Origin of the sequence: Coxiella endosymbiont of Ornithodoros maritimus (genome assembly GCF_907164965.1) — a bacterium.
In the GTDB taxonomy this organism is placed as follows: Bacteria; Pseudomonadota; Gammaproteobacteria; order Coxiellales; family Coxiellaceae; genus Coxiella.
The window spans coordinates 1-12,418 of sequence record NZ_CAJRAM010000078.1 but is presented as its reverse complement, the minus strand read 5'-3'; the positions used below and the strand labels follow the sequence as shown (position 1 = coordinate 12,418).

The window sequence follows — 12,418 nt, the reverse complement described above, 5'->3', positions numbered from 1 at the left end:
CTCAGCAGCTTTTCTCACTATTTCATCAACTGAACTGCTTTCGTCATGTATAGAGAATCCACACCCCTTTAATTTAACCTTAATATTTATTTAAGGTGAGAAAGGTATAGTGGATCGTAGAAAATTTTATTATTTCTGGAGATTAGTCATCATGCAGACGAAAACGATACGCTTATTTCGGATACTCCTGGGCCTGCTTTTGTTGTTAACCGGAGTTATCGGCCTATTATTTGCTGGAACGACGTTGGCAGCCATTAACCTTGTTTCGTTAAGTAGTATCGCGGAGAATGTGGATACTTCAGTAGCAGAATTGGCTATTGTGCTTAGCGATATCTCATTAATCGCGGGTGTGGGTTTTGTTATGGCTTCTTTCTTTAAATTCCACCAGCACAAATTGAATCCTATCCAAGTGTCAATCAGTCAAGGGGTGACCTTGTTGCTAATCGGCGCGGGATTAGTGTTGTTCCCCACGATGTTCCCAACAGCGAAACAAGCTATTTTTGGTAAAACTGCTGAGATTACTAAAGTGGGCGGCGGCCAGGTCCACAGTATTATTAGCTCGTCGTAACTTGTTGATTGCGTAATGGCTTTGCGTAACATTCAATTATTCGCTAGCGACAGCAATTGGCGGTTATTCATGGTAAGAGAGGCTGATACAGGCTTTCTTACCTTTCAAGCTAAAGTGCATGAGCGAGATAATTACACTTACCCAATATTTCGGCTTTCGTGCCAAATGGTACCTGGAAATTGTGAACTTCGATGGGAATTATCGTAATAATCGCCTTAAAAATTTAGTGACAGCTTGTGGGTTTTGTAGTCAGTGTTTCTTTTTAGATGCGGTTGGCGGGGGCGAATCGGGAGGTGGAACTCTAATTTACCCTCCGGAAATGACGCAAGGGGAATTAAATGCCTTATTCCATGTGTTATTTACCTCCATTGCCACGGAAAGTAATTCTCCAACAGAAGCCCGTAATATTTATCGCAGTTTTAAATTGCGTTCCCAAATTATCGAACAACAGTTAGGGGGAGGGATTAAGCCATCCGGCTTTGCTGGGAAGCTTTTAGTGGATACAAAGACGGAAAAAATGAGTTTGCTCAAAGACGCATTGGAAACGAAACTACGACTCCTTCCCGATCTCGCGCGTTTTTCGGCTAAAGTGGAGGCGTAGGCGCGGGATGGATTAGAGGAATTAGGCTCTGTTTACAATACGTGAGACTGAGCTAGAACATTGATTCACGAGCCCGTAGCGCATTAAACGAAAATGGATGACAGGTAAAGTACTCTAGGTAACGTATGAAAATTATTAAATCGTTTGCAGGCCTGTTTGATAGTTTGTTCGCCTGGCTAAGTAATACTTTAAAACAAAGCACAAGCACTTATTGTGAATCACAAACAGCTGATAGCTCGACTGTGTTAGTTGCTCACGACGGTTCGTTAATTTCCGTTTTACGTTTAGAAGGTGTTACCGCCCTTATTGGCCGGGAAGAATTCGATAAAATTCAAACCGGGTTACAGCATGCGTTACAAACCGTCATGTCCCAACCAGGACACGTCATCCAAGTTTATTTTAGCTATAACAAAGACGAAGTGCGCGGTGAAATTAATGAAATTTTGCAGCCTGCTGAACAAACGGCAAAGCGGCTAAGCTTGCAGTTAGGTGATTTGTTTAAGGAGAGAATGAATTATTTAACAAAATATTGCACGAATGAAGAAATTTGTATTGTTTTATGGACCTGTTTAAAATCCCTTACTAACGAACAAATTAAACGATTAACGAAAGAAAAACGAAAACAGATTAAAAAACAAAAAATACCGCCATTTAAATTAACCCAAAATCTAATTGCCGCTATTTCTGACCTTCGAGAAAATCACAACTCTTTTGTTCGTTCAGTAGTGAATGAATTTAATGGATTGGGGTTGGTAACGGAACTATTGGAAGTGCACGATGCCGTTTATATTATGCGTCGCAGTGCAGACCCAGAGTTCATTGATCGAGAATGGCGACCTTTATTACCAGAGGATAAAATAACGATAAAAGAACCAAAAGCGGGCGCTTCGGAACTTTCTGATATTTTATGACCGGCCCTCGCCCGTCAAGTATCACCCCACGATGCTGAAAATTTAGATTTGCGAACGGCTCGGGTGGGTGATCGCATCTATGCGACGGTGTTTATTAATTTATTTCCAAAGGATATTCAAACCTTCGTCCGGCTTTTTACTCGAACACTGCAAATGCGAATTCCATGGCGAATTTCTTTTTTATTTGAAAGTGATGGCCTAGCAGGAACGAGCATTTGTAAAATGCTCTCTTCGGTATTGAGCGTGACTTCCGTTCAGAATCGTTTAATTCACGACTCCTTAAATTTATTAAATTACATCAATCTCAATACGGACGATGACGTCGTGAAGTTGCGTGTTTCGGCCGCTACTTGGGCGCGCCAGAAGGTGATATTCGCCTTTTGCGCACGCGGGCGGCTATGTTAGCGAAAGCGATTGAAGGGTGGGGTTCTTGTGACGTGTCCGAAATTTCGAGGGATGCTTACGAAGGTGTCGTTTCAACAATGATCGGTATTTCGGGCACCAGTGTTGCTCCCGCCTCCATCGCTCCTCTTTCTAACGTTTTCTATATACTTCCGCTATTTCGTCCCGCCTCGCCGTGGAAGCACGGTGCATTATTATTTCGTTCTCCCGACGGTAAACCGTGACCTTATCAACCCGGCTCTCATCAACAAACCACGTGGATTGATTTATTTTACGCGCGACCGGGTTCTGGTAAATCCGTATTGTCCAACACCATTAACTTAGCTGTTTGTTTGTCTTCTGGGATTCAGCGGTTACCGTACATTTCCATTATCGATATTGGCCCTTCTAGCAGTGGATTAATTTTATTATTAAAAGATGCGTTGCCCGCCGATAAAAAATATTTAGTGGCTTACCATCGGTTACGAATGCGAACGGATTACGCCATTAATCCTTTTGAGACTCAACTCGGGTGTCGCTATCCGACTCCACAGGAACGCGCCTTTTTAGTTAATTTTTTAAGTTTATTGGCAACACCTATTGGTTCTGAAAAAACATACGACGGCGTTGCGGATATGTCGGGTTTAATCATCGATGAACTTTATAAAAATAAAGCGGACGATGAAAACCCCAACACCTTTGCGCTTGGAATGGAAGAAAATATCGATGGGATTTTAGAAGAAATTGCTTTTGTTCAAGATGATCAAACAACCTGGTGGAAAGTCACCGATGCGCTATTTATGGCGGGCTTTACTCACGAAGCGATGCTGGCGCAGCGCCACGCGATGCCTGTTTTAGCAGATGTCGCTGCTATTTGTCATTTACCCGCTATTCAGGATTTGTACGGAAAGATTGTCGCGCCAACGGGAGAACCGCTGATTCATGCTTTCGCTCGGATGATTTCAAGCGCGGTGCGTGAATACCCCATCATTTCTCAAGTAGCGCGTTTCGATTTAGGCGATGCTCGAGTAGTGACGTTGGATTTAGATGAAGTGGCCCGAAGCGGTGGGGATGCGCGGCTAATCGTCAAACAGCTGTGATGTATATGCTAGCGCGATACGTTTTGGGCCGGAATTAATTCGGATGGACGACAACGTTGCGGATATGCCGAAAGGTTATCGCCATTATCACCAAGCACGCATTGCAGAAATTCGGGAAGATCCTAAACGGATCGTTTTTGTTGAGTTTCACCGTACAGCTAAGGCGCAAGCGGTGCGCGATCAAGTCATTCAAGACATATCCGTGAAGGCCGTAAATGGAAAGTTCAAGTTGCGTTATTATCACAATCCTTGGATGATTTCGATGAAATTATGGTCGAATTTGCCACCTCCATATTTATTATGTGCCGGGCCTGAACAAACTGTCCGTAAAATCGCTGAAATTTTCGGATTAAGTCATACCGCAGAAATTGCATTAAAAACACGGGTGCATGGTCCGCGTGAAGACGGCGCGACCTTTCTAGCGCAATTTGCCACTAAAGCTGGTTTGAACACGCAGCTATTAACCGCCACATTAGGCCCTGTTGAATTATGGTCGCTGAACACAACGCCGAGAATGTCAATATTCGTAATCAACTCTACAAACGCATTGGACAAAAAGAAACTCGCCGTATTTTAGCCATTATGTTCCCCTCGGGGACGGCCAGCAAAGTGCTCGAAGATCGTTACGCAGACTATAAAGAAGAAGGCCGCCTTATCGATGACACGGCCAAACACAGTATTATGCAGTCACCGATTAATGAAATCCTAGAAACTTATTATTCCGAAAACGAGAGTTCGGCTGTAGCGCGGATGGTTTGAGTCAGGTCATATCATCTCGTTACCATCAAGTCGCAGCGATTTCCATATTTAAACTTCGTGATCCCGCGCAGCCGGGAATGATGGGCTTTAAGGTTTTAGCGGTTAGCAATCGGGTAAGGGATAGAGAATGCAGGGTGAGAAATTAAAACGACGTTTCTGATTGATGCCATTCAACCTGACGCTTGTTAGCTAACTAAGCATCACAAATTTCCTTCGCGGCCTGAAAATTGTCCGCCCTTAAATAATCACAAACTTGTCTTTTTAACGGCTCAGGCAAATCAGCGAACATCGGTTGTTCTCCAGAATCGATTAATAAATTTTTTGTATGGTGCTAAAGCATACCTATTTTGATGGTGAAAAGTGAACAGCTCATCCTCACCCGACCTCTAAGAAAAAGCTGAAAGAATCTGGGCTACCTTAAGAAATTGTTAAAAATTTATCTGATGTGTATATTTTGCTGTGGGAATGGTAATATTATTTTCGTTTTCGCGGAACTTACGTTCAACAGCGAAGTAAAGATCGCTTTGTATAATGTATTTTAAATTCACGTTGGGCATGACACATAGTAAGCTAAAGGCAAGAATGCTATAGCCAAATACTTTAAACAAAACCAATGGTGCATTCTTGAATAACTTGTGGGTGTTCTCTGGGCGCCGTATAGAGTAATTTTTCAACCAACTCGATCGCTTTCATAGGCAACACCCACACCGACTCTTAGAGTGCCATAGCTGATCCCGGAACATATAATTAACTACTCGCTCTCTCGTTAAATCGGAATTAGGAATGATGACATTAGAACGTTCCATCGTCGTAATTTGAGTAAAGCAAATACGAAACTTTTTAATAAAATCTTCAGTATTGCCTACGACAATGCGATCACCAGGTTTAATCGGTCGTTCCGTTAAAAGAATTAACCCCGATATTAAAGTCACTCACAATATTTTGCAACTCAAAAACAATGCCTACCAAAAGAGCGCCCGTTATAACGAGAGCAAATAAGAGAGAGACAGTAAAAGCAACATAACCAAGTATAGAAAAAAAGCCATTTTTGCACTTTCATCCATGTAGACTTGAGGATGACTGTAAAAGTAAGTGCGCAACCAGCGGGTCATTAACGCAAGAAAAGTGAAAATAAGCAAAGCAATAAGGATCCGAGCGGGGGAAAACTGAGTTTCGCAATGCTAAATCCGTGAAAAAATTCAATAAAATTTAATATTATGCAATGGCAATCCCCAGGTATACAGTAATAATAAAAAATAACCGCCTCACAACACTAAAAAAATGAAAAAACGTAAAGCCGTTAATTCGTACAAGCTTTTATACGGAGATAAAGCAAGGTAATAATGAAGACGCTTTTGGCACGGATGTGTTTCTTCGACTAAAAGGTCAATCAGCGAATTTAAAATTTTAAAAATAAGTCACGCAGCAACTGAATAAATTAGCGTTAAAAAATACCAATAAGGAAAAATAATCCTAAGCGCTGATAGCCAACCCATTTAGCGCCAATAGTGGCAAACAATGTTGCGCTCAACAGGAGACTTAAAAGTAACATCATAAAGGATAGACGTTGAACTGGAGAATTTTATTAATAAGCCAAATGATAGAGATTAGATTAATAGCAACAAGGGTGATGTAGATCGTTCGTAGTAAATTAAGAATATCTGCTGATAGCGGTTGTTGATGGAGTAGACTATAGACAATGTGACCCACTAATAAAAGTGTGGCAAGAGTGGTCAGGCGGTGGGTGAATGACCGTATTAAGTTGGGTGGCACTTTTATTAAAGGCGATATAGGCACAGGGGGGTAAAAAAAAGACGAATAAGCATAAAAAGGACCACATAAGCGAGAACGCGGCATAACTGACGGCATAACTGATTAAATTAATAAACGGTATAGGCTTAAAAACTCTATTGAAAATAGCTAAATAAAGGTTTGCCGTTAAAAGGGGAAATAACCAAACGCTATAAGGCGATAAGGTACTAATAAAAGCTTGCGTCGCGTGTTGTCCAAAGGTGAGTTGTTTACTTTCTCTTACAAAGGATCACAGCCATCTCTGAAATCCGATGCCGATAGCAATAACGATGATAACGATTGGAGCTGACAAAACCAGTCCGAGAACATCAAATGATTGTATGCCTGTATTTTTATAAAATACGTAACCGTCAAACTCAGTGCTAATTTTAGGGAGATGACGGAATTCTTTGACTATTCTTTCTAACAGATGAGGCTCCCGGTTAAATAGAGCGGGCTTCGTTCGCTGGTGTTCGATAGAGCTGAAAGATGAAATCGTATCGGTGGAACGTAATAAAAATAATTGACAGCTTGATTGACGTTTAATTAATCCATTTTTTTCTTTTCTAAATATTCTTGGCGGACATCGCCCGTTACGTTATTGTTTACTATTTTTTTGGCCTGCTCATCAATTTTATCAATTTCGTTAGTCGTATTTTTACGCAAGTCTTTGCCTGATCTTGTAACTGCGTTAGAGTGAGGAGGGATTTCTTAAGCTCTTCAGGAGATAAACTTTTAGGAGGTTAACTGATTTCATCCAAGGTTTCATGGGCTTCTTCCGAATTGAAGTGCGATTGAGCTAAACAAATGGTGCAAAAAATAACAATTAAAATACTAATGATTTATTTAAATTTATCAATCATAAATGATTTCTTCTGTGGAGCATTGTTGTAAGTAATTAATGGGCGGCTCTCCTTTTTTCGCCTTTTTAAAGCACGCAATATGAAACAGCGCTTCGCCTTCGTTGATTAACGGTATTGTCGTGTAACCGATAATAATTCCAGTTCGCGGCGATAAAATATCAAATTCTTCGCTACCAAACGGATCGGCTATAATTCCCAAAAGATCGCCTTTTTCTACCTTTTTAAAGAACCATCGCGTAAATTGGAATCCAAAATAACAGGGGCGCCGAACGCGCGCTAACTTTTCAGTTTCAGGCTGCGTTAAGTTTGTGCGAATTTGAGGTAAGTTACGGCGATGAACAGCAGCGGAATGTAAATCAATACCATGGGTACAATGGCTGACAATTTCGTCAATAAACAATTTTGCCAATCACGAGGCTAAAGATCCTTTCCGTAAACCAGGGAAATTACGGTTAAGGTCGCGTCGCTCCGGCAAATACCGAGATTGGTAAATAAAACCGTAAATGTTGACAATAGGTGCTGCAATTAAAGTGCCTTTTGATAAATTTTTAATGGCGTTTAACTTCAGCAGATGGCGAACTATCTCAACCCCCAAAATTTCATCGCCGTGAATACCAGCGCAGAAAAATAATATTGGCCCCGGTTTTTTACTATTAAAAATGTGAATCGGAATATCGACGGGCGTATAGGTAAACAATTTGGGGGTGGGAAGGCGAATACTAAGATGTTCTCCAGGTTGGATAGTGTGTCCACAAATTTTTAAAATCCTTTTTTTTATAGCTAACCTTGGTAGCAGCTATAAGCCTTAATTGGTTTTGCATTTTTTTCTATAAATTCGATTATCATTCCTGCAATGTCTTTCTTCGTAATGTTTTCAATCCCATCAAGCCCGGGCGAAGAGTTTACTTCTAGCACTAAAGGACCGCGTTTTGAACGCAATAAATCCACACCAGCGACGTTTAAGCCAAGCGCTTTCACCGCGTTAATTGAAATTTCGCGTTCTTGGGGCGTTATTTTAATTAATTTAGTGGTACCTCCGCGATGCACATTGGAGCGAAAATCGCCGGATCGCGCTTCTCGCTGCATGGTGGCGACAACTTTGTTGCCGATCACAAAACAACGGATGTCGCGACATTGCGTTTCTCCAATAAATTCTTGAATAAAGATATTTACTTTTAACCCTAGAAAGGCCTGGATCACACTTTCTGCGGCTTTTTTGGTTTCCGCTAGGACCACGCCGATGCCTTGCGTTCCTTCAATTAGTTTGATAATTAACGGTGTGCTGCCTACCATTTGAATTAAATCTTCGATATCGTCTGGTGAATGAGCAAAGCCCGTGATAGGTAAGTCGATTCCTTTGCGAGATAAAAGCTGCAGCGATCGAAATTTATCCCGGGAGCGAGTGATGGACATCGAAGAGTTGAGACAAAAGGTTCCCATCATTTCAAACTGGCGAACGACGGCTGTGCCGTAAAAAGTAATAGAAGCGCCAATTCGCGGGATCACAGCGTCGTAACGAGCTAACTCTTTCCCCATGTAATGGGTAGTGGGTTTTTCTTGACTTAAGCTCATATAACAACGAAGAGTATTAATGATTTTGACTTTATGGCCGCGCGTCAATGCAGCTTCTTTTAAGCGCTGCGTAGAAGATAATTCTTGCTTAGTTGATAAAATAGCAATTTTCACTTAGAAATATCCTCATTATGAATGATAAATGATCGATTGGGGTTAACGATTAGATCTCGCATGGCCGTGCGTCCTAATAACATTCGAAAGCCCATGCTATCGCGATTAGTTAATGTGATTTCAATAGACCAGCGTTTCTTGCCTAAAATAATGCCTGTTTTAATAACATAACGCAATTCTTTATGCCCCCCAGAGTCTCTGACGAAGCGGTGGTCATAGATATCCGCTTCACAGGTAATCACTGTGTTTTTGTCCTTTTGAATGGGGTGTATTTTGAAACGGACGCGTGGGATATTATTTGTTTTAAATGATTCAAGGGAAAAGGCATGTAATGCAGAGGTTCGGGCACCGGTATCGACTTTGGCCTTGATTTGATTAATGCTAAGGTCGGGTAAAGCGATCCATTCGCGCCACCCCACAGTGAGACAATTATTTAATAATTGATTAGCCATTCTACTTCCTTGTATATTTATATAATACAAGAGCAAGACCTTTAGTTTTTCAGAAAAATATCTTGATTTAATTTAAGAAAAGCTTGTAAAAACTCTCACCCCCCTAACCCCCAAGAGGGACAGAGAACAGTTAAAATTACTATCGTTCCCCTTTCAGGGGAGGAGTAGATAACGTATCATTTTACGTCGGTAATCAGAGAGAAAAAATATGAAACGCCTCATCACGTTAATTTTAGTCAGTTTAGCCATTCCTCAAATTTACGCTGGCAGTGCCGTTGATATCCCTTTTTTAATTCTGGTCCTTACGTTGGGGTTCACGGCGGTGTTGCTCTTTACCATCGAGGAGCAATTTGAATGCAGGCCCCGTGGTGAGTGCGTAGGTGGGTTATCGGATGGGTAATGTGCGTATTATAAGGAGCTTTGAGCTATTACAACAATAGCTTGGAAGTGAATAGCGACGCAAAGCTTCGTATGACGGCGTTGATGGCCAACGGCTATTACGATTTCAATTTTTGCACCATTGGTACCTTTCGTTGCCGTCGGTGTTGGTTGGATACACCCCTTGGCGAACGAATAACGGTGTTCTTTTGAATCGAGGTCCTGATAATAATGAATTTGCCTATCAGGGAATCGCGGGAGTGAGCTGCAGAGTCAGTCCACGAGTTACTTTGGACGTCGATTATCGCTATTTGGGTTTGACGGATGGGAATGGTAGTCAAAATTTAATCGAAATGAGTGTTAATTATCAGTTTTAATGACCTCCATAAGCCTTGCCGCCAGAAGCGGTAAATGTTAGAAATAACGCACTTAAAGAGTCAATGGGCCCATAGCTCAGTTGGTTAGAGCGATCGACTCATAATCGACAGGTTCCAGGTTCAAGTCCTGGTGGGCCCACCATCGTTTTTAAATTATCTAGTATTTTGGAAGGTCGAAAAAGTTCCGTAGTTCTCGCTCTCCGGGGGTAACGGCAATAAGTAGTCTTTGGATCCGGCCTCTGTGGGATATCGCCACAGAGACTTCACTAGGCCTTGTGCCAAGGTCGAAGCGGAGATTTTATTTACTTCGAAGTCTTCTCCCTTGCATTCACCATTCATGAAACCATCGTTCATAGGAGCCAATATCGAATTTTCGGGACTTGAGTTGGAGGAATTCTCTAGTTCAATTTCTCTCAGTGCCTCATGGATGCGTCCGTTTAAGAAAAAATTAGTAAAAATAGCCTCTTCTTTTTTTAGGGTCTTCTTTACCCAAACTTTTAGGCAGAGAAATTAATACTCTCAAGAAAGATATAGGGAGGGATTTTGTCAATAAGGTTCAGACTCTCTTCATGAATTCTTTCTACTTTACAGTGTCTTTCGAGCGTAATTTCAGAATTGAGAAAAATTCGAAACGCATTTGTCAAAACACGGTCAACGACCGGAAAAACACTAAAACTGTTGACTAACACATTATTAATGACGGTGGGCCAATACCAGTAAAAGGCCTGAGATAATTTTTTCCCTACCTACTTAGCCTTTAAAAATAAGCAAGTGGCTTGGCTCACCATGGCTAGGTATAGTAGAGCAGGCGCTGATAAAATTTTAAGTAGATTAGAATTTTCTGCGAGAAATCCAATGAGGCTAGTCCTCTCGTTCCAGTTCTTCCCTACAGAACGTACCGAGGTTCGCAGATCGTGACTCTCTAATAAATAGACTGTTGTATACTTTTACGAGAAGATCGGAGATAATGTAGCCGTAGAGTAATGTGAAGGGTGGAGAACTATAGCAGCTGAAGAACAACGCAGCGGAGAGATTATTGGTCAAATCCTCGAGACTTTTTTATAGTGTTTGAATAGTAACCCGCTAAGGCGAGTGTTATCGTTAATGCCTATAACTAATTCTGTTGCGGATATTTTCATGTATAGGCGATATTGTAAGGAGCGTCAGCGCTAACTGCATCGCCATAAATATTAATTTCCATAAATATTAATTTTAGGCCATTATTGTCGTTGAGCGCGTTATCAATTTCGACAAGCGTTTCTTTGTTTAAAGAAATAGCTTGATTAAGGAATGGTGTCAAATCCTGATTTAATATTTGATTTAACGATAGACTTAATATCATTAATAACTTCTTCATTTGTTCTTAATCTTTTGGAAAAGCAGCGAGTTAAGAAGGGTAAAAAACTTCGATGCCTTTGCGATTCAATATAGTATTAATGAGAAGAGCAACCACTGCTCTAGAATATTTGGTATGACCCGTAAACCACCAATCTTTTTGTTCGTATTCATTATAGGTAATGGCTCCAAGCGGAGCGGCTGAACCGAAAGACAACAGGGCCACTAATGAATTTTTTAATCTTAATTTAAATTTTTGCCAAAAGTGTTTTTTCTATTTTTCGGTTAGTCTTTAAACGATATCAAGGTTACTCAACTCTTCGGGCATCTCCTACCGCCTGCAACAATTTTTAATGAAATTGATTAAGCCTCTCACGCTTGCGGAAAATTTAGGTTTTAAGAAAAAGGCATTTAAAATGCTACTTAAGCCAAAGTCGCTAACGACAGCCGTTGTTTCATTTTGAAAATATTTAAGAAGGTATTCCGCCCCATTTTTTGGTTTTTCAAGATAGACAGTAGAAGCGTATGCCGAAATAAAACCCACGGTAATTGCTTCAATAATACCTGTTGTAATTTTAAAAGCGCCGTTTGGTGTGGAAGCTGACTATTTCCTCTAGCAATTCCACTAAAGCATACTCTTCAGATGAAAGTAAATCTCAATTTAAAACAAAATCGCTGTCATTAAGCGGTGAATAAGGAATAAGCTTTTCAATCAATGGATTATATTATACAGGCTGCTGCTTTAGCGTTTTGAGTCTCTTCGAGTTTCTTATAAGTATTGAAATAACTCATTAAAAGATCGTAGTTTTCGATTTCTCCTTGGAAACGAGACATTACAGATTTAAAATGAGAAAGCGAAATCTGGTTACCGGGCAACTCGTTCAGAGTGCCAAGCCAAAGTGATTCCAATTGTCTTAATTCATCATTGATACTAAGAAGGGTTAAGTCCCTCGTTCCTACTTTATAATGGCAATATATTTAAATAGCGTCTCTGCTTCATCCAATATTTTTTCAGTGCTGTAATCCATCGGTATCCCCTGTTAGTTTTCAGTTTTTTTCAGAATGAGAGATAAAGTTGAAGTTTAATTCTACAAATTAATTGTTAATTTAAATTGAATAAATATACTGTAGATTAAAATTTCCTCTATACATGACGAAAGGAGTTCAGTTGATGAAATAGTGAGAAAAGCTGCTGAGTGTTGAGTAGAATTTCTGA

Annotated in this window: 6 protein-coding genes, 1 tRNA gene and 5 pseudogenes; 5 read left to right on the top strand and 7 right to left on the bottom strand. The window is 40.6% G+C overall.

Annotated features, from left to right (window positions below):
* Positions 1 to 151: 151 nt before the first annotated feature.
* From OWO34_RS07265 to OWO34_RS07255, 3 genes and pseudogenes are all read left to right on the top strand, one after another.
* A complete protein-coding gene (locus OWO34_RS07265; RefSeq protein ID WP_267257057.1) occupies positions 152 to 568 on the top strand; it encodes a type IV secretion protein IcmD in 417 nt (138 codons plus the stop codon).
* Between the two features lie 15 nt (positions 569 to 583).
* Positions 584 to 1,169 (top strand): annotated as a pseudogene (icmJ, locus tag OWO34_RS07260) (type IVB secretion system protein IcmJDotN).
* Positions 1,170 to 1,294: 125 nt separating this feature from the next.
* Positions 1,295 to 4,320: pseudogene (locus tag OWO34_RS07255) on the top strand (type IV secretion protein IcmB).
* 196 nt (positions 4,321 to 4,516) lie between these two features.
* Here OWO34_RS07255 and OWO34_RS07250 read toward each other — a convergent pair.
* The 6 genes and pseudogenes from OWO34_RS07250 to OWO34_RS07230 form a co-directional block, all read right to left on the bottom strand.
* Positions 4,517 to 4,609, bottom strand: a pseudogene (locus OWO34_RS07250) (hypothetical protein); the annotation flags it as partial.
* A 139-nt stretch (positions 4,610 to 4,748) separates the two neighbouring features.
* Positions 4,749 to 4,928, bottom strand: a complete 180-nt coding sequence (locus OWO34_RS09565; protein WP_323808278.1) for a hypothetical protein — start codon at positions 4,926 to 4,928, stop codon at positions 4,749 to 4,751.
* A gap of 81 nt (positions 4,929 to 5,009) precedes the next feature.
* Positions 5,010 to 5,252, bottom strand: coding sequence for a mechanosensitive ion channel domain-containing protein (locus tag OWO34_RS07245; protein ID WP_267257056.1), 243 nt, complete (start codon positions 5,250 to 5,252; stop codon positions 5,010 to 5,012).
* Positions 5,253 to 6,966: 1,714 nt separating this feature from the next.
* Positions 6,967 to 7,752 (bottom strand): annotated as a pseudogene (locus OWO34_RS07240) (succinylglutamate desuccinylase/aspartoacylase family protein).
* Positions 7,753 to 7,754: 2 nt separating this feature from the next.
* Positions 7,755 to 8,660 (bottom strand): 30S ribosomal protein S6--L-glutamate ligase, encoded by a 906-nt coding sequence (rimK, locus tag OWO34_RS07235; RefSeq protein ID WP_267257055.1) that lies wholly within the window; start codon positions 8,658 to 8,660, stop codon positions 7,755 to 7,757.
* On the bottom strand, positions 8,657 to 9,142 hold the full coding sequence (locus OWO34_RS07230) for an ATP-dependent zinc protease family protein (RefSeq protein ID WP_267257054.1): 486 nt from the start codon (positions 9,140 to 9,142) through the stop codon (positions 8,657 to 8,659). Before OWO34_RS07230 ends, rimK begins: the two co-directional genes overlap by 4 nt.
* Before the next feature lie 178 nt (positions 9,143 to 9,320).
* Between OWO34_RS07230 and OWO34_RS07225 the strand changes: the two are divergent.
* Positions 9,321 to 9,867, top strand: a pseudogene (locus OWO34_RS07225) (outer membrane protein).
* Between the two features lie 65 nt (positions 9,868 to 9,932).
* Positions 9,933 to 10,009, top strand: a tRNA-Ile gene (locus OWO34_RS07220).
* A 993-nt stretch (positions 10,010 to 11,002) separates the two neighbouring features.
* Here OWO34_RS07220 and OWO34_RS07215 read toward each other — a convergent pair.
* Positions 11,003 to 11,224 carry a hypothetical protein gene (locus OWO34_RS07215; protein ID WP_267257053.1) on the bottom strand — a complete coding sequence of 74 codons (222 nt, stop codon included), beginning with the start codon at positions 11,222 to 11,224 and terminating at the stop codon, positions 11,003 to 11,005.
* Positions 11,225 to 12,418 lie beyond the last annotated feature (1,194 nt).

Bases quoted from the DNA above. Each gene is read 5' to 3' on its own strand.
- OWO34_RS07265 (WP_267257057.1), top strand. From the start codon at position 152: ATGCAGACGAAAACGATACGCTTATTTCGGATACTCCTGGGCCTGCTT.
- OWO34_RS07215 (WP_267257053.1), bottom strand. From the start codon at position 11,224: ATGAAGAAGTTATTAATGATATTAAGTCTATCGTTAAATCAAATATTA.